Raw genomic sequence first — 22,340 nt, 5'->3', positions numbered from 1 at the left:
AGAATACTATATGTACAGGAACAGATTTCTGCTTTATATCACACTTGCCTTATTCATATCCCTTTTATCGCTTAATAGCTGCGCCAAAAGAGGAACTATAACCGGTGGTCCAAAAGATTCCATACCTCCTGTACTGGTATACAGCACCCCTGACAATATGTCTACCGAATTTAAGGGCAACGAGATTCTGATAAACTTTAGCGAATACATTAAGGTAAAGGATATAAGCAAACAGCTTATCATTTCACCCCCAATGAAAAACACACCTACCATTTACCCAATGGGGAGTGCCAGCAAATACATACGCATAAAAATTAAAGATACTCTTGAGGACAACACAACCTACAGTTTTAACTTCGGGCAGAGTATTACCGACAATAATGAAGGTAACCCTTACTCACAGTTTAAATTCGTTTTCTCTACAGGAACCTATATAGACTCCCTTACATTAGGCGGGAAAATAAAGGATGCTTTTGAAAAGAAACCTGACAATTTTGTTACGGTTATGCTTTATGAGGCTAATGATACCTACAATGACTCTATAGTATATAACGAAAAACCACGCTACATAACCAACACACTAGACAGCATGGTAAATTACAAACTGGAAAATCTTAAGGAAGGTAGGTACTATGTTGTAGCGTTAAAAGACAAAAACAACAATTACAAATTTGACCCTGCTTCCGACAAGATTGCATTTCTTGATAAGCCCATAACAATCCCTAACGATTCGCTTTATGAACTTAATCTCTTTATGGAGAAAAAGCCTTTTAAAGCACTTAAACCTGTACAGGCATCATCAAATCGTTATTTTGCAGGATATGAAGGCGATGGCAGAGATGTCTCCATAGAAGTAAAAAACGCAGCAACAAAAGAACTTATAAAAACCATTACCTCTAAGGTTCCCGAAAAGGATTCACTGCAGATATGGACACCAAGAGACATTAACAGTGTGGCCGATTCATTATTGGTTTCGATAAGAAAAAATGATTCGGTAAGGGAGTTTGTTGTAAAAACCAAAGAAATGAAAGCAACCGATTCACTTGGCGTGGATGCGGTTCAAAAAGGAACATTGCACTTCAGGGATAAGTTTGCCATATTTGCCAGCACACCGCTTGTAAAAATAGACACAACCAAAATTGCACTCATTAATAAGGACTCGATAGCGGTTCCTTATACTACTAAGTATGATGAGCTAAAGCAACAGCTTGTATTTGACTTTAAAAAAGAGGAAGAACAAAAATACAACTTTACACTTTTACCGGGAGCACTTAAAGATTTTTACGAAAAGGAAAACGATACTTTAAGCTATACCGTAAGTACAAAGCTTTACTCTAACTACGGAAACCTGCGCGTTAACCTGCGCAATATAAACCGTTTCCCTCTTATACTGGAAATCTTTAACACCAAGGACAAAGTAATAGGAACTGCTTATATAGAAAATGAAAGTCAGGCCAATGAAATTGCTTTTGATGCCATTCCTGCCGATAAATATTCTGTCAGGGTAATATATGACGACAACGGTAACCGCGAATGGGATAGCGGAAACTATCTGGAAAAACGCCAGCCTGAAGAAGTCTTTTATTATCTTGAAGGTATTAAGCCTAAGGAAATTGACATTAGGGAAAACTGGGATGCCATCGAAACAATTACTTTACCATAGTAAAGGTATCCCTGTCGTTTAGAAAACCAAATCTTTTTCGGGTTTGCATCATGGCTTCCTTATCCAGCGATAGCGTAATAACCTCTTCGCCTCCTGATGCCATTGCCAATTCATTGCCTAAACAATCTAACACCTGAGAATGCCCCGGATAATTGTGTCCGTTCTCGTCCTGACCCACCCTATTAACACCTGCTGTATAGCACATATTTTCTATACTGCGTGCCTTTAAAAGGGCATCCCACGCCTGTACTCTTGGCGAAGGCCAGTTAGCCACATAAAGCAATAAATCATAATCCTCCAGATTGCGGGAAAAAGCAGGAAAACGCAGGTCATAACACACCAGAGGGCATATCTTCCAGCCCTTATATTCCACAATGAGCTTTTCACTACCCGGTGTATAGGCTTTATCCTCTCCCGCAAGGGTAAACAAGTGGCGCTTATCATAGGTTTTAATGCTACCGTCAGGATACACAAAACATAGCCTGTTATAATAATTCTCTTCTTCTTTAATTACAAGGCTACCTGTTATGGCAAAACCTTTTTGAGAAGCCAGAGCTTTCATCCATTGCACCGTTTCACCTTCCATACCTTCTGCGACCAATTCCGGTTTCATGGTAAATCCCGTTGCAAACATTTCAGGCAACACAACAAGATCGGTCTCTTCACCTATACTGTTTATTATCCTGGTAAAATTCTGCCTGTTTGCCTCGTGGTTTTCCCATTGCAAAGCCGTTTGTAGAAGGGTTATGTTCATCGTAGTTATTTTTACTAAAAGTACAAATAGCACATCACTCCTGCAAACAAAACAAAAGAGCCGCGCTTTTAGCGCGGCTCCCGTAACTAACCTAAACATAAACTATTCTTTAAATGAGAACTCATTTTAAGCTGTAGACCAATATTGTAAAGTCATCATTGGAGGGTCTCCACTCCCTGCAATTATGTAGCTCCTACTTTAAAATAGCGGCACAAAAAGTTATGTTATCTCTTTATAATTAAACATCAAAAAGGTTTAGTGCATACCTGACTGTTATAGATTGCGGACAGCTTTATTATCCTTATGCCTTTAATTAAGGCTTTCACAAAAAACTATATACTCTTTAAGGCTACATTTAACATTTTACAAGGATTGCATGCACCAAACCCTTTGATTTATATTATTGCAGTACAAGCGTTGCCACACCTCCTGCTTTTAGCATTAACGCTGCATTTTTAGCTCCCGCATTTACTGCTACTGCTTTATCTTCTCCTGATGTGTTTTGTACAATAACCACAACTTTCCCTTCCGGTGTTTTATAAGCTACATTAGGCAGTCCGTCTATAAGGTTAGAGTCTATCCTTACACTGCCCGGACGTACAAATTTTGAAGCGTGTGCTATTATATAATAAGCCGGCTCCCTTGTTACCTTATCACCGGTTATAGTAACAGCGCCAAGACAACGATCGCAACCACCTCTGTCGGTATGCGGTTGTTGGTTCTCATCGGCTGCAAGATTCCATTCCAGTACCGTTTTACACCAGTTTCTCGGCGCGCCTATAATAAGATTTTCCACGTGCCAGTTAAGTTCTTTGGCAAAGTCGCCCGGAGCCCCTACCCACTGTTCGGTAAAGTATAAGTTTTTATTCGGATGCGCGTCATGAACCTTAGAAACCGCATCAATAGTACCACCATACAAATGGAAGGCAGAACCATCAATATATTTTGCTGCTTCAGGATCATCCAGAATAGTGATGGGATAGTCCGGACGGTCTGCATTGTGATCATAAACTATGATCTTAGTCTTTATCCCGTTCTTTTCAAACTCAGGACCTAAATGATCTCTTACAAATTCCTTTTGTGCCTCAGGCAACATTAAAAGACTCGGGTTATTCCCCGGATGTAAGGGCTCATTTTGTACGGTAACGGCATCTATTGTAATACCGTTAGCTTTCATCTCCTTAATGTATTTTACAAAATAGTTGGCATAAGCAGGATAGAATTCCGGCTTAAGGCTTCCACCCCTTGTATCTCCGTTATCCTTCATCCAAACCGGAGGCGACCACGGTGATCCCAGAATTTTAATATCAGGGTTTATTTTTATTATCTGTTGTAAAACCGGAATAAGATATTGCTTGTCATACCCTAAGTCAAACTTTTCCATGTTTACATCGGTTTCCCCTTCAGGAAGATCGTTATAGGAGAACAACTTTTCATCAAGATCAGACGCTCCCACGCTTATCCTGATGTAGCTCACCCCAATACTACCCTCACCGGTACCGTATAGCTCCTGTAAAAGCTTTTCCCTTTCAGGCTCACTCATATTGCTTATGTGCTTAGCGCTCCCTCCGGTTAGTGTATACCCAAAACCATCCATTTCCTGATAGGTTTTTGAGGTATCAATTGTAATTACGTTTTGGTTTTCTGATTGATTGATTAAAAAGTTTTCCTGCTTTTGAAAAACAACCGATTTATCTGGCATGGTTAGCCACAGTTCGGCATCATTTTTCTTTTCTGCAGATCCGCATCCGGCCAGCATAGCCAGGCCTAAAAGCGGTAAAGTAATCTTTTTCAGTGAGGTATTTTTTTTATGCATAATCTTATTAAAGTGCTTAACAAGCACTACTTTATTATTGTAAATGTTTGATAAATGCGGCTTACTGCCATACGATAGTCGCTACTGAATTAGCTTCTACCGAATAATTTATTTTGGTTTCCCCAACTACTATAGAAACAGTCCTGTTTTGAGACGATTCATTAAGCAATACCATTACCTTAGAACCATCTGTATTTATAAAGGCTACATTTCTTATATTTAGGGAATTGTCGAAATTGGACGAGTTAACACGTTTTGCACCCGGCCTCACAAATTTTGAAAAATGGGCAAGACAGTAATATTCCACGTTTTTTGTTACCTGCCCTGATGAGCTTACAGTTACCACTCCGCGACAATCAGTGCAACCACCGTTTGTAGGTCCGTGATTACTGTTTAAAGCCAGATTCCATAACAAGGCATTTTTAGACCAGTTTCTGGTAGTACCAATAAAAATATTACCAATATTCCATTTTAGGTTGCTGGAGAAATCAGTACTCCACTCTCCACCCGAAACTTCAGTAAAATACAGATTCTTATCCGGAAAGGCTGCATGTACCTGATTCATAGCCGAAACATCTCCGCCATAGGCATGAAATGCAGAACCATCGATATATTGGGTAGCTTCAGGGTCTCCCAAAACATTCATCGGGTAAGATGCCTGATCAAAATTGTGGTCGTAAGCAATAATTTTAGTGGCAAGCCCTGCCTGTTGAAACTTAGGCCCTAGGCTGGATTTTATAAATTCGGCCTGCTCTGTTGCGGTCATTCCCATTGTAGGGTAACCTCCGGTTTCGTGTAACGGCTCATTTTGTGGTGTAACAGCATCAATGGTTATACCGTGGTTAGCATAAGCATTAATGTATTTAACAAAATAATCACCATAAGCGCCATACCATTGCGGGTCTAAACTTCCGCCGCCAAGGCTGCCGGAATCCTTCATCCATGCCGGAGCACTCCACGGGCTGGACACTATTTTAATACCGGGAGCGTAGCCTAATACAGACTGCAGCACCGGGATTACATGAGCTTCATCTTCAGCAATGGAAAACTGTTCCAGATTCGGATCAGTACTTCCCGCCGGAATGTCATCATAAGTAAAATCCTGTAGGGAAAAATCAGAAGCACCTATGGTAAGTCTTAAATAACTAAGTCCTATACCTTCCTGTTCGCTGAACAGGTCTTTTAACAATGCTTCCTTTTGAGTGGCATTCATCTGACTGATAACATAAGCCGATGAACCTGTTAATGCGGCACCGAAACCGTCAATTTCCTGATACTGCTGAGAGAAATCAACTGAAACTGACGGATAGTCGGTCGCATTATTATCATAAATATTAAGAGAAGGCTGCCCGCTTAAAAGCTTTTCTTTACTGCCGTTTGTTACCCATACATTAGCACTGCCTATAACATTACCGTTATTTTGGGCTGGCGGCGGCGGTGTTACCGGCCCATCTTCATTATCTGAACATGACCAAAACATACCGACTAGGCTTAAAAGTAAGAGCGTTTTTCTCATAATATCATTTTTTATTAATTATAACCCGGGTTTTGCTCAAGGTTAGGGTTTCTGCTTATTTCCTGTTGAGGTATAGGCAGGAAGATTTCATGCTCATCCATATTGTAATCTACAGGCTGATCATCTCTTAAATCTATATCATCAACGGCATTCATAACCTCTACTACAACACCATTTCTAACAAGGTCGTCCCAACGGTGTGCTTCCTGAGCAAGCTCCAGTCTTCTTTCTTTTAATATTACCTGTTTCATAACAGCTGTAGAAGCTGTTTGTGCTGCCGTAAGTACAGGCAGGTTAACCCTTTGCCTAACTTTATTAACTTCTGTCTCTGCAGATGCAATATCACCAAGTGCATTGTGAGCTTCTGCTTTTAGAAGGATTATATCTGATAAGCGAAGTAGGTAAATATGGTCTGAACTTGCCCATCCCATTGCATTTTTCCATTTATAAGCAAAAGGAACTGAGCTTCCTGAAGCGTTACCCCAGTACTCATCTATCCAGCTTACTTCTTCAAAAAGTATGGTTGCATTTTTACGAATATCATCACCTTCAGAATCAAAAGCATCAACAAGATCATGAGAAGGAGTAACAAACTTTCTCCATGTATCACCGCTTATTGATGGCGGCAGGTGCATTTGTGGTCCCCAAGAACCTTCGTTACCTCCTAAATACTGTACTTCAAGGATAGACTCAATATTGTTGTAGTGGCTTCCGTCAAAAAGTTCAGCATAACTACCCATAAGATTATATCCTGCAGGGCTTGTAAGTACCATGTTTGCATAGCTTATTACCTGACCATAATCAGGGTTAGGTTTTTGAGCATAGGCTTTTGCCAATAATGCATAGGCTGCACCTTTAGTTGCACGGGCCTTATTTACGCTTGCATCATCACCATATGTATCAGGCAACATTAAAGCTGCTGTCTCTAAATCTTCTATTATCTGAGCGTAAACTTCTTCAGCTGTACTTCTTGGCCTTCTTGTAACCGAAGGATCTGCTGAGTTGACCGGCGCAGTAAAGATTGGCACGCCTCCAAATAACCTAACAAGTGTGTAGTAATGATAAGCCCTTAAAAAATAAGCCTCACCCATTATCTGCTCTCTTCTTTCCTCTGTTATTTGCTGGGTTACGTTTGGTGTTTGCTCCAATACCACATTTGCTTTTGCAATGGCATTAAATATAGCTCCCCATGCATTAAGCACCCTGCTGTTTGCCGTTTCAACATTAATTGCCTCTATCTGGAAAACCTCAGGATTATCTCCTCCTGCATAGTGATTGTCTGAACGAACATCAGAAAATAATACATGATCCCATACATAGTAATCGTTACCCTGGAATGATTCGTACACCCCTGTAAGCGCTGCCTCAATCTGGTCTCCCGATGTATAGGCATTATCTTTTATGGATTGGGAAATAGGTGTATCATCCAGGCCGTTTTCACATGCAGTGAATAAAAAACCTGCCAATAAAAGTGAAAAAACTATTTTCTTATTTTTCATAATAATACTGTTCTGTTAATTAAAGTGATGCCCTTATACCAAAAATTATATTTCTTGTTTGAGGGTATGTTCCATAATCTATACCGTATACCTGTGTACTGTTACCTGCGAAGTTAACCTCTGGGTCAAATCCTTTGTAATTAGTAATGGTAAACAGGTTTTCTCCTGTTGTATAGATACTTAAATTACTAAGACCTATTTTATCAGTAACATTTTTAGTGAAGTTGTAGCTTAATGTTATTGCTTTTAGCCTTAAGTATGAACCGTCTTCTATATACCTTGTAGATATTCTTGAATTAGCTATACTACCATCTGTTGAAACTCTCGGGATATCTGTAATATCACCTGGTTGCTGCCAACGGTCTAATACTGCTGCCGACTGGTTTTTAGAGTTTATCATACTTTCAGTCTCAATTCTTGTAGCATTGAAAATATCGTTACCCTGAGAACCCTGGAAGAAAATATTAAGGTTAAAGTTTTTATAGCTTAAATTGTTAGTAACACCATAAATGAAATCCGGATTTGGATTACCTATAATCTTACGGTCATCATCTGTAGGGTTAAATGTAGGCTGCCCGTCAGCACCTATATAGTATACATCACCTGTATCAGGATCTACTCCACCCCACTCATAACCGTAGAATGTTCCTACAGGCTGGCCTTCTTCAAGGCGAACTGCATCTCCTCTTCCGGCAACTCCTCCTGTAGAGATAGTTTCACCTACAAGGCTGGTAATTTTGTTTCTGTTGAAAGACATGTTTAAGTCGGTTGTCCATCTAAACTCGCCGTCCATATTTACAGAACTTATTGCAAATTCAAAACCTTTGTTCTCAATTTCACCTGCATTCATTAGTGCAGAATTAAATCCTGTAGCTCTTGGGATCGGCACATCAAGTAAAAGGTCGTTACTTGTTTTTTTGTAGTAATCGGCAGAGAAACGTATTCTGTTATTAAACAATGCCACATCTATACCGATGTTAAGCTGCTCAGAAGCTTCCCATTTAAGGTCTTCATTCTGAATTCTTCCCGGATAATTACCAGGCTGAGTAACACCACCAATAGGATAGTTAGATCCAGGCACTACAGTACCATACCATGCATAGTTAGGAATACCTGTATCATTACCAACAAGTCCCCAACCTGCTCTTAATTTTAAATCGTTAACTGCTGTAACTTCTGAGAAAAATTCCTCGTTAGAAATTCTCCATCCTGCAGAGAATGAAGGGAAATAACCCCATTTTTGGTTAGGTCCGAATTTTGTAGAACCATCTGCCCTGAAGTTTGCTGTTAATAAATATCTGTCATCAAATGAATAGTTAAGTCTTGAAATAACCGAAGAGTTAACCTGCTCTGTTTTGTCTGCAGTAGCAGTTACAATTTGGGAACCTCCGTTTGGAGTTGTAATAGCATCGCCGGCAAAGTTTCTTGTTTCAATACTGCTGTTTTCTGCACGCCATTGTTGGTAAACTGTACCTACAAGAGCCTCAAAATGGTGTTTCTCTACATCAAAGTTGTAAGTTAATGTATTCTCGAAATTGTAGTAATTGTTTAACCATGTCTGGTAACGGCTGATACCTTTCATAGCACGGCCATAGCTTGTACGGTACGGATCAAGGAAATAATCACTTTTAGCGTTACTGAAATCAATACCCAAAGCAGATCTGTATTTTAATCCTTTTAAGAACTCAACTTCTGCATATACATTACCGAAAACCCTCTGGTTTCTATAGCCTCTTTGTGCTGCATCGGTACTTGAAATTGGGTTTTCCCAATCCTGGAACGGGTTACTTGTAAAAGTACCGTTCTCATTATAGATACCTATATTTTGTGGAGTAGTTAATACCCCAAGGATAACACCCCCCTGGTTTACAGCTGAGTTATCTGTAACATCTACATCATTGTAATCAACATAGTTAAAATGAGTACCTACTTTTAACCAGTTTGTAACTTCCTGGTCAAGGTTTACTTTAAATGTTTTTCTCTTCATTTGTGCACTTCTTACAGCACCTTCCTGGTTAACATAACCACCGGACATGTAGTAAGATGTTTTATTAGATTTACCGGATACAGACACCTGTTGGTTGTTAGAGAAACCTGTCTGGAACACTTCATCCTGCCAGTTTGTATCGGCAGTATATAAATCCCAGTTAGTATTTCTACCCATCTCTTCCATTAAATCCCTGTATTGAGCTGCGTTTAAAACATCAATTTTTTTCCATACAGTCTGGAATCCTACATAAGTATCATAGGTAATAACCGGTTTCTCCGATTTACCCTGTTTAGTAGTGATGATTACAACACCATTACTACCCTGAGAACCGTAAATTGCAGCTGCCGAAGCATCTTTAAGTATAGAAATATTCTCTACATCAGCTGGGTTAAGAGAACGCGTATCAGAAGTTACAACTCCGTCAATTACATAAATAGGGTCGCTACCTCCTGTAATTGAACTTGTACCACGAACACGTACACTAAAGCCTCCACCTGGTTTACCTGAGTTTGAGATAACCTGAACACCGGCTGCCTGACCCTGCATAAGGCTGCTAACCTGGTTGTTTACACGGTTTTCAAACTTCTCACCATCTATAGTGGCAACAGCTCCCGTTATATCTTTTTTGGCTTGTGAACCATATCCCACAACTACTACCTCATTAAGTTCGGTAGCATCTTCGGTTAGTGTGATATCAATATTCCTGTTATCAATAACCGAAACTTCCTGTGTGGCATAGCCAATATAAGTAAATACTAAAACATCTCCCGGTACAGCCTGTATGGTAAAATTACCATCTATATCTGTAGATGTATTAGCTTCTTTACCCTTAACCAGTACATTAACGCCCGGCAGGGTCAAGCCGGCTGCTTCTTCCTTAACAGTACCTTTTACCTGCCCTGACTGAGCAAAGGCTGCTGCCGAAAAAAACAACACTAATAAAATTAAGTAGTTTTTGAATCTCATAGATTGTAAGTTAGAGTTAAGTTTAAACTAATGAAAAACAATGTTTTACTTTCCATTTTTGTATTCCCAAACGGCCAAATTGAGAAAACAATAATTTTAGCAAAACCGAAATCGTTTTCGATTTAATTTTGATTGACGCCAAATTATAATTATGTAATGTATCCTATAAAAAATTGAATACACTTTATTTACACCATTTAGGAAAACTAACTACTTTTTTAGTTACTTTTTTTTTATAAAAAACTACAAGACAATTTTTTATGTAAAAATATTTCTTGCTAATTTCAATCTTTTTAATAGCTTTGTTTGGCCTCAAAAAGCTATTTTTACATCGTTTTCGTATGTTATTATTTAACAACACGATGACAAACTCTTAACACGTCACATGAAAAAAAACATTTTTTACATTTTAACAGTCATTTTTTTTCATTTATCGTTTTTTGCACAAACCCAGGACACTGCACTTCAGGCATTTTCCGGAAAGATAAAACAGTACGTCCGGAATGATTTTAATGCCGACCCTCAGTTTTGGGCTATGTGTGAAGACCGGGACGGAACCATTTTTTTTGGCAACAATGATGGTGTTATAATTTTTGACGGTGAACACTGGCAAAAAATAAACCTGCCTAATAATTCTTCGGTTCGCAGTTTGCTAACTACTCCGAACAACACTATATATGCCGGTGGTTATAATGAGATAGGCACAATACAGAAGGACTCCAACGGGAGATACTTTTACAGGTCATTAATTGAAGACCTTCAACTGGAAGGCAAAAACATTGAGAACATATGGCAGATACATTCGCTAAACAATAAGATACTTTGCCGTGCTTTTGATGAACTGATTATAATTACCGGAAAAACGGCAACCCATATTCCTGCCTCGACCTCTTTTATTTATTCTAATCTTGCAGGTAATAACTATTACATTCAGGATGCAAACCACGGTCTCTTAAAACTTGACAGTAAAGGACGTGAACTTGTTCAGGTATTTACTGCCGATGAATTTAATAATGAGGAAATTGCTGCTATATTACCCGCTGCCAATAATAAACTACTGGTATCGGTTAAATCAGGTAATATCTATGATGCCAATCCTGAAACCGGAAAAATGCAGCTTTTAAACAATGTTTTCACCAACCTGCCTAAAGATCAGGTTATATCTGCTATCCGATATTCTTCAGATGCTATTTTCCTTGGCACGCTTAGTTCCAAAATACTGGTAATAAACAATAAGGGTGAAGTACTTAAAACACCCGGTGTTTTTCAAAACCTTCAGGATGCTGTTATACATCAACTTTATAAAACCGCTTCAAATAATGTTTGGGCCATGCAAAATATTGGCCTTGCCTTTATAGACTTTAAATCACCTTATACTTACCTTTTCAATAAGGCATCTGTTTACGATGCTTTGTTACATAACGGAATATATTACCTCGCAACTAATCAGGGAGTATATTACTCGAGCCAAAACTCTAACTCGATGGCACCGGAATTTAAAAAAGTCCCTAACCTGCACGGTCAGGCATGGTCTTTACAGCTTTTGGAAGGCGATATTATTGTGGGGCATGATAACGGATTATTTAAAATAGAGGACGGACAGGCTATAAAAATAGGTGGCGTTAGTGGTTTTTGGAAAGTCACACCTGTAAAAAACAAGAAAGGATTTTACCTGGCCTCACACTATAATGGGATTTACCTTCTTGAAAACAATTCAGGCAACTGGATCCTACACAATAAGATTACAGGATTTGATGAATCTTCAAGAGACATACTTGCCTCCGATGAACCGGATACTTACTGGGTATGTCATGGGTATAAAGGTGTCTTTAGGATAAGAATCAATCCGTCTTATCAAAGGGTTAGTTCCGTAGACCATTTTACCAATAAAAACGGACTTGGTTCTTCTTTTAACGTAAACTTGACCCGTTGGCAAAACGAGATAGTTTTTACTACTAATACCGGCATTTATAGGTTTGATGCTGCCCAGAATAAGTTTATCCCTCATGCACAGCTAAACTCCATATTGGACAGCACAAAAAACACAAGAAAACTAACCCAGTACGGAAACAAAACCTGGTTTGTACAGGATGATGAGGCAGGCTACTTTTTTACCGACGAAAAACACCCTACCCTTCACAAAGATCTTTTCCTTAACCTTAAAGGTAGCTTTAACAGGGGAATGGAGTGCATTGTGAGCCTAAGCTCAAACTCTATCCTTTTTGGCACCACTACAGGACTGTATTTATACAACATAGAAAACAATAAGAACAGTAACGGGATAAACACAACTTTAACCCAAATTTCCTATTCCAAAGATCAGGAACTGAAGTTGCTTCCGCTAACCACTAACGAAAGCGAACCCATTACATTACCCAACCAAACTGATATATTGCGCTTTGAGTTTGCCACACCAAAAATGCCACATGGTACCGAAGTACAATATAGCTATGTGTTGGAAAATGTAGATAAAAACTGGTCTAACTGGCAAAACATTGCCTATAAGGAATATACCCACTTAAGGCCGGGCAATTATAAATTTAAGGTAAGAAGCCGCAACACTGCCGGACTATCGGGCACCGAAGCCGTTTATAACTTTACCATATTACCTAAATGGTATCAAACCACTCTGGCTTACATTTTATATATAATTGCCGCTATAGTACTTTTATTTGCCATTATACGCTATATAAGCAACCGCATGGAACGAGACCATCTAAAAAGCCAAAAAGAGGCACAGAGAGCAAAAAAACTACTGGAACTGGAACTTGAGCAGTTAAAACTGCAACGTGACAAAGAACAGATGAGCCTCGACAAAATGCACCTAGAAGAAGACGTACTCAATAAAAGTAAGGAACTGGCTAACTATACCATGCTGCTTGCAAGTAAAAAAGACATCTTTTCTGAGATTACAGACGACCTGAAGCAATTAAAGGAAAGCGTTAAGAACGACGACTCCCGTAAGAAAATATTAGAGATGTTCCAAAAGCTGAACCAGCATAAAATTGGAGAAGAGTACATGGAAGTGTTTGATGTTAACTTTGAGAAAGTACACCATAATTTCTTTGAGAGGCTTAAGGAGATAAACCCTACCCTTACCAAAAGGGAATTAAGGCTTTGTGCCTTCGTTAAAATGGACCTTACCAATAAGGAAATCTCTCCCCTGCTTAACATTTCCCTTCGCGGTGTGGAAAATGCCCGTTACAGGGTTCGTAAAAAGCTTAACGTAAACCATGAAGACAACTTTGTATCTTTTCTTGAAGGCATCGCAAAAGAGGCAGAAGAAACACAGGAAAATGAATAATAAAAAAAGCACCCTTGATCGGGTGCTTTTTTTATATCGATAAGAACTGATTCTTATTTTACACTTGCAAACAGATACTCTCTGTTCATACGGGCAATGTTCTCAAGAGATATTCCTTTAGGACACTCAACCTCACAAGCCCCTGTATTAGTACAGTTACCAAATCCTTCATCGTCCATTTGTCTTACCATGTTAAGTACACGCTCTGTAGCTTCAACTTTACCTTGTGGTAATAAAGCGTACTGAGAAACCTTTGCACCAACGAAAAGCATAGCCGAACCATTTTTACAGCTGGCCACACAAGCACCACAACCAATACATGCAGCAGCTTCAAAAGCTCTGTCTGCGTCATGTTTAGGAACAGGAGTAGCGTTAGCATCGATAGTTCGTCCTGAAGTATTTACAGAAACGAAACCACCTGCCTGCTGGATACGGTCAAAAGCACTTCTGTCAACAATAAGGTCTTTCACTACAGGGAAAGCCTTAGATCTCCATGGTTCAACATAAATAGTATCACCATCTTTAAAAGATCTCATGTGCAGCTGGCATGTTGTTACTTTAGATGCAGGACCATGTGCACGTCCGTTAATATATAATGAACACATACCGCAAATACCTTCACGGCAGTCGTGGTCAAAAGCCACAGGCTCTTTTCTTTCGTTGATAAGCTGTTCGTTAAGCTGATCAAGCATTTCAAGAAAAGAACTGGCAGTAGAAACATTATCAAGTTTGTAAGTCTCTATTTGTCCTTTAGATTTAGCATCTTTCTGACGCCAGATTTTAAGGTTTATATTTATAGATTTTGAAGCCATTTCTGTTGAATTTTATTTGTAGTTCCTTGCGGCAATTTTAATATACTCATAATTAAGAACTTCTTTATGAAGTGTCTCTGCATTAATATCGCTGCCACCATATTCCCAGGCACCTACGAAATTAAAGTTAACATCGTCACGAAGTGTCTCTCCTTCAGAATCCTGATACTCTTCTCTAAAGTGACCTCCGGCAGACTCATTACGCTGTAATGCATCCATAGCCATAAGCTGACCAAGTTCCATAAAGTCGGCAACACGAAGCGCTTTTTCAAGCTCCGTATTAAGCTCGTTAGCAGCCCCCGGAACATAAACATTTTCGTGGAACTCTTTTCTAAGCTCGTCTATCTCACGAATAGCCTCTTTTAGTCCCTGTTCGTTACGTGCCATACCTACTTTGTTCCACATGATGTGACCAAGTCTCTTATGGAAATGATCTACCGATTTAGAACCGTTATTGTTTAGGAACTTATCTATTTGAGATTTTACATTATTCTCTGCCTCAGCAAACTCTGGTAATTCAGTTGAGATTTTACCTGTACGGATGTCGTTAGCAAGATAGTCAGAAACTGTATAAGGAAGTACAAAATAACCATCTGCAAGACCCTGCATTAGTGCAGAAGCACCTAAGCGGTTAGCTCCGTGATCTGAGAAGTTAGCCTCACCCGCAACGAAACAGCCCGGAATTGTACTTTGTAAGTTATAATCAACCCAAACACCACCCATGGTATAGTGTACCGCAGGATAGATTTTCATTGGGGTTTCATACGGATTCTCATCTGTAATTTGTTGGTACATCTGGAAAAGGTTACCATATTTCTCCTCAATCCATTGCTTACCAAGTTTAATTACCTCTTCTTCGCTTGGATTATGATTACCCTGAGCATAAGCAGTCTGTTTACCTTTATTGATAATCTCTGAAGAGAAATCAAGGTAAACACCTTCGTTTGTATCATTTGCTTCAATACCATATCCGGCATCACAACGCTCTTTTGCAGCTCTGGATGCAACGTCACGAGGTACAAGGTTACCAAACGCAGGATATCTTCTTTCAAGATAGTAATCCCTGTCTTCTTCAGCAATTTGTGTTGGTTTTAATTTACCTGCACGGATAGCTTCAGCATCCTCTATCTTTTTAGGAACCCAAATACGTCCTGAGTTACGAAGTGACTCAGACATAAGAGTAAGCTTAGACTGGTTTGTTCCGTGAACCGGGATACATGTTGGGTGAATCTGTACATAACAAGGGTTAGCAAAGTAAGCTCCTTTTTTGTGGATCTTCCATGCAGCAGTTACGTTACTTCCCATTGCATTTGTAGAAAGGAAGTATACGTTACCATAACCACCTGAAGCTATAATCACTGCGTGAGCAGAATGTCTTTCAAGCTCACCTGTAAGCAGGTTACGTGCAATGATACCACGTGCTTTACCATCTACTTTTACTATGTCAAGCATTTCGTGTCGGTTATACATTTGTACACGGCCAAGACCAATTTGTCTTGAAAGCGCAGAGTAAGCACCTAATAATAACTGCTGACCTGTTTGTCCTGCAGCATAAAAAGTACGCTGTACCTGAACCCCACCAAATGAACGATTATCAAGAAGTCCGCCGTAATCACGTGCAAACGGAACACCCTGAGCCACACACTGGTCTATAATATTACCGGAAACTTCGGCAAGGCGGTGAACGTTTGCTTCACGAGCCCTGTAGTCTCCTCCTTTAATCGTATCATAAAACAGTCGGTAAATACTGTCACCATCGTTTTGATAATTTTTAGCAGCATTTATACCTCCCTGTGCAGCGATTGAGTGTGCACGGCGTGGAGAATCCTGAAAACAGAAAGCTTTTACGTTGTAGCCCATTTCACCAAGTGAAGCAGCAGCAGAAGCTCCCGCAAGACCTGTTCCTACAACAATTACATCAATTTTAGGTCGGTTGTTTGGAGCAACCAGTTTTAAATGGTCTTTGTATTTAGTCCATTTTTCTGATATATGCCCTTCTGGTATTTTAGAATCTAACTTCATAGTATTGATGTTGATTTATTTTAGAAAAAAGTGAATATAAACCGGAATTACGGCAAACAACAGTGGTACTATTATAGCAAACGCTTTTCCGAAATTTTTAATCAATAGGTTGTATTTTGGATTATTTAATCCAAGAGACTGGAATGCACTACCAAAACCGTGGTAAAGGTGAAATGCTAAAACCAGCATAGAGAATACATAAAGTATAGTTGCGATTAATCCCCATTTAGCATCTTTAAAGAACTCTACAGTAATTTTATAAAGGTCTTTGTATAGGTGAGCTATTTTAAGATTATTATCTGTTCTGTAAACTTCAGTTCTGTTCTGGATAGAGATCATACCCTGCTCTACAGCAGCAACCGGTATGTAAGAACCTTCTACAGTAACATACATTTCCTGAGTTTGTGGTGGCATACCCGGCATAACTTCAGACTCGATAGTTACCGTTTGTAAAGGCATTTTCTTATCAAAATGCATTACCGCCCAAAAGTTTGTCATGTGAGTAACAATGAAAACAAGGATTAAAGTACCTAAAACAGCCATGTTTCTTGAAGCCCAGATAGTGTTGCTTGAAGCACTGTTCTTAACATAGCCTACCGGCCTTGCTTTTTTGTTTTGCACTGTAAGCACTATTCCGTCTACAGCGTGAAAAAGAATAGAAAAGTAAGTCAGGTAAGACAGTAATTTTACTGCCGGGTTCGTTGTCATGAATAACGCGTACTTGTTGAAGTTAAGTGCCGCATCTTTTCCTGTAGAAAGCAATTGAAGGTTACCTAGTAAGTGCCCTATTAAGAACAAACATAAAAATAAACCTGTCAAAGCCATCCAGTATTTTTTTGCAAGCGACGACTTTAATAGTGCAGATTTTGCCATAGTATTTAAATAAAATAGTTTTTAAAAAAATCATACAAAAGTAAAGTTAAAACACAATAACTACAACCTTTGCGACCTAATTTATAATCAGTTTAAAGTAGACATGTTTTTCGCGGTTTTTTCACTTATTTTTTATGAAATATCTTTTCAACCTTAAATAACTTTAAAAAATATAACAAAACTGTAAACTCATTATGAATTTTACGTTTTGTTAAAACGCACTATTAATGCGTTTTGGTCATATCCTCGTCTACAACCAGTATAAAATCGGCTTTTTGTTTGTTGTCTTTTTCCAGTTCTGCGACATCCTTTTGCGAAACTGCAGATATGGTTACAATTTTAAGTTCAGGCTTCGCTTTTTTAAGATACCAGCTTATGCCTTCAAAATTATCGCTGTGATACGTACCGTTAAAGTGCACAAAAACATAATCCTTTTTCAGGTTTTGAGTAATAAAATAAGCCATGGTAGCATCTTTTATTGCCTGTGCTTTTGGCATGTTTTCTCCCGAAGCTCCTCCGTGCCCTGCCATCATCTCAATCATTTTTTGGTAACCCGGTAAAGAGCCATCATAAGCAATAGGCAGCGGTGCAATCCATTTCTTCTCCTCATCACTTAGTTCCTCCAGAGATGCAAGACCTTTTTTGTATACCTGACTGGCATATCTTCTTGGTACATTGGTAGCGACAACCGGAATATTATTAGCCTTTGCATAATCAATAATAGGCTTATAATCGGTTTTATAATTACTCCAAAGCCTTGCCACAGTATCAAATGCTTTCTGATCGATTTCACCTGCCAGGTACTGGTTCAGTTCTTTTTGATTATCGGCCTCAAACATTTCTGCACCAAGTACCAGGTATTTTTCTGTAGAGAGGTCTTTGGTAAACTCAAGCTGTAGCCAGTGTATAAGCGAATTATCGTGGTATTCTCCAAAAAGCACCACATCGGCACCTTCAGCTTCCTTCAACAGCTTTTTATAAGTAGTTTTTTTTCCTTCTTTAGTATACAGCTGATACGGCTGTTTATCCTGAGCCTTAACCCCTAAAGACAAAAGCAATAGCAGAGTGAGTAATTTTTTCATACAACACAGTTTTTTAGAACGGCACTAAATTACAGTATAATGAGCGTTTTTTTGATTATTACATTGTAAATTTTCAGGTCATTTTTTTCATAAATCCGCAAAAATCACTTCTTGATACATTTTTATCTCCTTTTTGTGCGTTAGCTATGCTAATTTTACTGTCCAAATCTATTATTAATGACTACCGGAATTGATGCTATCGCATTTGATATAGCAAAACTGCACCTGCCCATAAAAACGCTTGCAAATGCAAGAAACATTGACCCAGAAAAGCTTGAAAAAGGACTGGGATTACTGAAAATGACATTACCTGATGTGCATCAGGATACTGTTGTTTTTGCTGCCAACGCACTTACAAAACTGATTAGGCAGAACAACATTAATCCACAGGAAATTTCAAGAGTATATGTAGGTACCGAAAGCGGTATAGACAGTTCTAAACCTATAGGCTCTTTTGTGGTTTCACTTATGGAACAGTTATATGGAGAAGGCAGCTTTTCCAACTGCGATACGGTAGATTTTACTTTTGCCTGCATAGGGGGCGTGGATGCCCTTCAAAATTGTCTTGATTATATAAGACTTAATCCTGAAAAGAAAGCAGTGGTCATCACCAGCGACATTGCGAAATATGATTTGGAATCGACAGGCGAATATACTCAGGGCGCAGGTGCATTGGCTATGCTGATTACCGCTAACCCAAAAATAATAGCTTTTAACCATAACTGGGCAGTAAGCACCAAAGGTGTTTTCGACTTCTTTAAACCTTACCGTACAATTGAAAAAGAAGCCATAACAGGCAACAACAGCAATACCGAATGGTTTGGCAATCTGGAAGCCGAAATTGAAATACACAAAGACCAACCCGTATTTGACGGCCAGTACTCTAACACCTGTTATACCGACCGAACTCGTGAAGCTTATTTTAGGTTTAAGGAAGCAAACAACATAAAGGGATCTTTATACGAAAAATGGGAAAGCATAATTATGCACCTTCCCTACGCTTATCAGGGCCGCAGGATGTTTAGTGAAATATTTGCTATTGATGCAGCGGAACCTTTAGCACAGCAAAATGACCCCGACTATGCAACAAAACTGAAAGATATAAGTAAAAGTGAGGCATATAAGGAATTTGTAAACCAAAAATTGCAACCTGCAGAACCTGCTTCTTCGCTTATAGGTAACCTTTACACAGGTTCGGTATTTATGGGGTTGTTATCGGCTTTGAGTCAGTTTGTGGAAAAAGAAATTGATGTTACCGGAAAAACCTTTGGCTTCCTGGCATACGGCAGCGGATCGAAATCTAAAGTCTTTGAAGGAACCATACAAAGCGGATGGAAAGAAGCTGTCACCACTGTAAAACTATTTGAAACGCTTTCCACTAGTAAGGAAATAGCGTTTGAGGATTATGTATCATTACACAAAAAAGAACAGAAAACAAGTTTACTGCAACCCCGCAACGAATGGGTATTGGATTATATAGAAAAAGAGAACCCAAATCTGGTGGGAGCAAGATATTATAAGTGGGTGGAGTAGTTGTAAAATATTTTAGTAATATTGAACTATGGATATAAGCGAATTTTTAAATAGTTCAGATAATAAATTTTCTAAAAATGAATTTATAGAGATTGGGATTGAAAAAGTCATACAAACAGACTATACCCCATTCATACAAATCTTTATAAAAAACATCTCTTCTAAAACTTTAAATTTAAGAATTGTAAATTGTTATTATGTAACTCATAGCGGTATACAATTAGAAGCTTCAATCCACCAAAGTATACATGAAGTAAATTCAAAAAGCATAAATTCATTAATATCAAATCTAAGAGTAAACAGAGAAATTACTGTTGGCAGACTTGAATCCGATATTCATGCAAATGATATAATAATTTTACAAGTAAATATTAACGATAGTTATTATGCTTTAGCAAAGAAAATTGGCGATATAAAAATTATAGACAAAAGAAAAGTTATAGAAAAAAAAGAAACTCCTAAAGAAATTAATAAACCAAAGAACAAGGGGTTAGGTTGCTTGATTTTTTTAATAATAATTCTTGTATTAACATTAATTATTTTTTAGAAGTTATTTCTCAAGCTTTAGCTTTTTAAAATATTGTTTGGTATCGGTAAAATCTACAAAGTATTCCGGTATGGCGTTGCTTTTACGGTTATAGTTACCATCGGCATATACACCATATCCAAAACCACATTCATACTGCTCATCTATAATTTCTATAACCAGCTTATTATCGGCAAAATTCATACTCCATTTGCAGCCCTCATCGGCATAATCCGATTTGAATTCAAAAATCCCTTTACCGTCTGTCAGGGTTACCCTGCCGCATAAATCGCCCATATTATAAGAAGGCTCGCCCGCCTGAAGCTGTATGTAAAACAAAATGGTTGAATCACTTTCCGGATACACTATAACTTCTCCTTCACCATAGCCCTCGCCATTATCATAACTGTATTTTCCGGCATATTGTGCCGTTTTAAGGTTTTCCATTTCCTTTTTACTCATTTGGGCAAAAGCCGAAACCGAAGCAAAAAAGAATGTGGCCAAAAGCAAATATGTTTTTCTCATAATGAAGCCATTATTTTTAGTAAATATAAAAAACTACCTCTTTGCTTTAACATTATTTCGTTTTAATCTTAGTATTTTTGAAACTCAAAATTTTAAAAAACCAGTATATCATGAAATACCATCAGATAGACCGCAACCTGTTTATTAAGAACCGTAAAAAGTTTACGGCCGAAATGAAACCTAAAAGCGTGGCGGTATTCAATTCTAACGATATTTACCCTATTAGTGCCGACAGCACCATACCTTTTCAACAACACCGCGATATATTTTACCTGAGTGGCGTTGATCAGGAAGAAAGCATACTTTTACTTTGTCCGGATGCTCCGTATGAGCACCTGCGCGAAATACTTTTCCTTCGTGAAACCAACGAACATATTGCCGTTTGGGAAGGTGAAAAACTAACAAAAGAGCGTGCTTTTGAGGTATCGGGAATTAAAAGTGTATACTGGCTACAGGACTTTGAAAAAGTGCTTTTTGAAGTTATGACGTACTGCGACACCATGTACATAAATACTAACGAGCACTACCGTTCTTCTGTACAGACAGAGACTCGCGAAGCCCGTTTTATTAAATGGTGGAAAGAGAAATATCCTGCACATCAGGTAGCAAAAAGCAATCCTATATTACAACGCCTGCGCTCTATTAAAGAGAGTGAGGAACTTGACCTTTTACAAAAAGCGTGTGATATTACCGAGAAAGGTTTCCGTCGCGTGCTTTCTTTCACCAAACCGGGTGTTATGGAGTATGAAATTGAGGCCGAGTTTATCCATGAGTTTATCCGTAGCCGATCTAAAGGTTTTGCTTACGGACCAATTATCGCTTCGGGTGCTAATGCCAATGTACTTCACTATGTGGAAAACAACCAGCAATGCCGCGAGGGCGAACTGATACTTTTTGACGTAGGTGCCGAGTATGCCAACTATTCAAGCGATATGTCGCGCACCATACCTGTATCAGGACGTTTTACACAAAGACAAAAAGACGTTTACAATGCCGTATTACGCGTTAAGGACGAAGCTACTAAAATGCTGGTTCCGGGTACGCTTTGGAAACAATATCATGTGGAAGTGGGCAAGATAATGACTTCGGAACTTTTGGGACTTGGCCTTATAGATAAAGCCGATGTACAGAATGAAAACCCTGACTGGCCTGCCTACAAAAAGTACTTTATGCATGGTACATCTCACCATCTGGGACTTGACACACACGATTATGGGTTATTGGCTGAACCAATGAAACCTAATATGGTATTTACCGTAGAGCCGGGTATTTATATCCCAGCGGAAGGCTTTGGTATCCGCCTGGAGGATGATGTAGTGATTCAGGAAAGCGGCGAGCCGTTTAACCTGATGCGCAACATCCCTATCGAGGCTGATGAGATTGAAAGCCTGATGAATGTGTAAATAAGTTTTCAGTCACAGCACCCAGTTCCCCTCTTGAGAGGGGCTAGGGGTGTGTA

At 38.8% G+C, this 22,340-nt stretch carries 15 protein-coding genes; 5 read left to right on the top strand and 10 right to left on the bottom strand.

What is annotated here, in order from left to right; genetic code table 11:
• Positions 1 to 10 precede the first annotated feature (10 nt).
• Positions 11 to 1,663, top strand: coding sequence for an Ig-like domain-containing protein (locus tag NU09_RS14430; protein WP_129752011.1), 1,653 nt, complete (start codon positions 11 to 13; stop codon positions 1,661 to 1,663).
• On the opposite strand, the gene NU09_RS14425 is transcribed toward NU09_RS14430, so the two are convergent.
• The 5 genes from NU09_RS14425 to NU09_RS14405 form a co-directional block, all read right to left on the bottom strand.
• On the bottom strand, positions 1,650 to 2,417 hold the full coding sequence (locus NU09_RS14425) for an amidohydrolase (RefSeq protein WP_129752010.1): 768 nt from the start codon (positions 2,415 to 2,417) through the stop codon (positions 1,650 to 1,652). The two genes, NU09_RS14430 and NU09_RS14425, sit on opposite strands and share 14 nt — an antisense overlap.
• A 400-nt stretch (positions 2,418 to 2,817) precedes the next feature.
• Positions 2,818 to 4,233, bottom strand: a complete 1,416-nt coding sequence (locus NU09_RS14420; RefSeq protein WP_129752009.1) for a glycoside hydrolase family 30 protein — start codon at positions 4,231 to 4,233, stop codon at positions 2,818 to 2,820.
• A gap of 61 nt (positions 4,234 to 4,294) precedes the next feature.
• Positions 4,295 to 5,749: a glycoside hydrolase family 30 protein gene (locus tag NU09_RS14415; RefSeq protein ID WP_129752008.1), complete on the bottom strand. Its 1,455-nt coding sequence runs from the start codon at positions 5,747 to 5,749 to the stop codon at positions 4,295 to 4,297.
• Between the two features lie 14 nt (positions 5,750 to 5,763).
• Positions 5,764 to 7,248 (bottom strand): RagB/SusD family nutrient uptake outer membrane protein, encoded by a 1,485-nt coding sequence (locus tag NU09_RS14410; protein WP_129752007.1) that lies wholly within the window; start codon positions 7,246 to 7,248, stop codon positions 5,764 to 5,766.
• Positions 7,249 to 7,267: 19 nt separating this feature from the next.
• Complete coding sequence (locus NU09_RS14405; protein ID WP_129752006.1) at positions 7,268 to 10,204, bottom strand: SusC/RagA family TonB-linked outer membrane protein; 2,937 nt, start codon at positions 10,202 to 10,204, stop codon at positions 7,268 to 7,270.
• Between the two features lie 385 nt (positions 10,205 to 10,589).
• Between NU09_RS14405 and NU09_RS14400 the strand changes: the two genes are divergently transcribed.
• Entirely contained in the window at positions 10,590 to 13,508 is a 2,919-nt protein-coding gene (locus NU09_RS14400; protein ID WP_129752005.1) for a triple tyrosine motif-containing protein, read from the top strand.
• Between the two features lie 53 nt (positions 13,509 to 13,561).
• Here the strand turns inward: NU09_RS14400 and NU09_RS14395 are convergent, their stop codons facing one another.
• From NU09_RS14395 to NU09_RS14380, 4 genes are all read right to left on the bottom strand, one after another.
• Entirely contained in the window at positions 13,562 to 14,320 is a 759-nt protein-coding gene (locus tag NU09_RS14395) for a succinate dehydrogenase/fumarate reductase iron-sulfur subunit (protein ID WP_129752004.1), read from the bottom strand.
• A 12-nt stretch (positions 14,321 to 14,332) separates the two neighbouring features.
• Positions 14,333 to 16,342 carry a fumarate reductase/succinate dehydrogenase flavoprotein subunit gene (locus NU09_RS14390; RefSeq protein ID WP_129752003.1) on the bottom strand — a complete coding sequence of 670 codons (2,010 nt, stop codon included), beginning with the start codon at positions 16,340 to 16,342 and terminating at the stop codon, positions 14,333 to 14,335.
• 15 nt (positions 16,343 to 16,357) lie between these two features.
• Positions 16,358 to 17,215, bottom strand: a complete 858-nt coding sequence (locus tag NU09_RS14385; RefSeq protein ID WP_129752002.1) for a succinate dehydrogenase cytochrome b subunit — start codon at positions 17,213 to 17,215, stop codon at positions 16,358 to 16,360.
• A gap of 224 nt (positions 17,216 to 17,439) precedes the next feature.
• On the bottom strand, positions 17,440 to 18,297 hold the full coding sequence (locus tag NU09_RS14380) for a ChaN family lipoprotein (protein ID WP_129752001.1): 858 nt from the start codon (positions 18,295 to 18,297) through the stop codon (positions 17,440 to 17,442).
• A gap of 177 nt (positions 18,298 to 18,474) precedes the next feature.
• Between NU09_RS14380 and NU09_RS14375 the strand changes: the two genes are divergently transcribed.
• Positions 18,475 to 19,830 carry a hydroxymethylglutaryl-CoA synthase family protein gene (locus NU09_RS14375; RefSeq protein WP_129752000.1) on the top strand — a complete coding sequence of 452 codons (1,356 nt, stop codon included), beginning with the start codon at positions 18,475 to 18,477 and terminating at the stop codon, positions 19,828 to 19,830.
• Positions 19,831 to 19,858: 28 nt separating this feature from the next.
• A complete protein-coding gene (locus NU09_RS14370) occupies positions 19,859 to 20,377 on the top strand; it encodes a hypothetical protein (protein WP_129751999.1) in 519 nt (172 codons plus the stop codon).
• A gap of 3 nt (positions 20,378 to 20,380) precedes the next feature.
• Here NU09_RS14370 and NU09_RS14365 read toward each other — a convergent pair whose 3' ends face one another.
• Positions 20,381 to 20,881 (bottom strand): hypothetical protein, encoded by a 501-nt coding sequence (locus NU09_RS14365; RefSeq protein WP_129751998.1) that lies wholly within the window; start codon positions 20,879 to 20,881, stop codon positions 20,381 to 20,383.
• 110 nt (positions 20,882 to 20,991) lie between these two features.
• Between NU09_RS14365 and NU09_RS14360 the strand changes: the two genes are divergently transcribed.
• Positions 20,992 to 22,284, top strand: a complete 1,293-nt coding sequence (locus NU09_RS14360) for an aminopeptidase P family protein (protein ID WP_129751997.1) — start codon at positions 20,992 to 20,994, stop codon at positions 22,282 to 22,284.
• Positions 22,285 to 22,340: the final 56 nt, after the last annotated feature.

The sequence above is a fragment of the Flavobacterium beibuense genome, from assembly GCF_004151245.1.
Taxonomy (GTDB): Bacteria; Bacteroidota; Bacteroidia; order Flavobacteriales; family Flavobacteriaceae; genus Flavobacterium; species Flavobacterium beibuense_A.
Note: the sequence above shows the minus strand (reverse complement) of the source record. Positions and strands in the feature narration are given on the sequence as shown.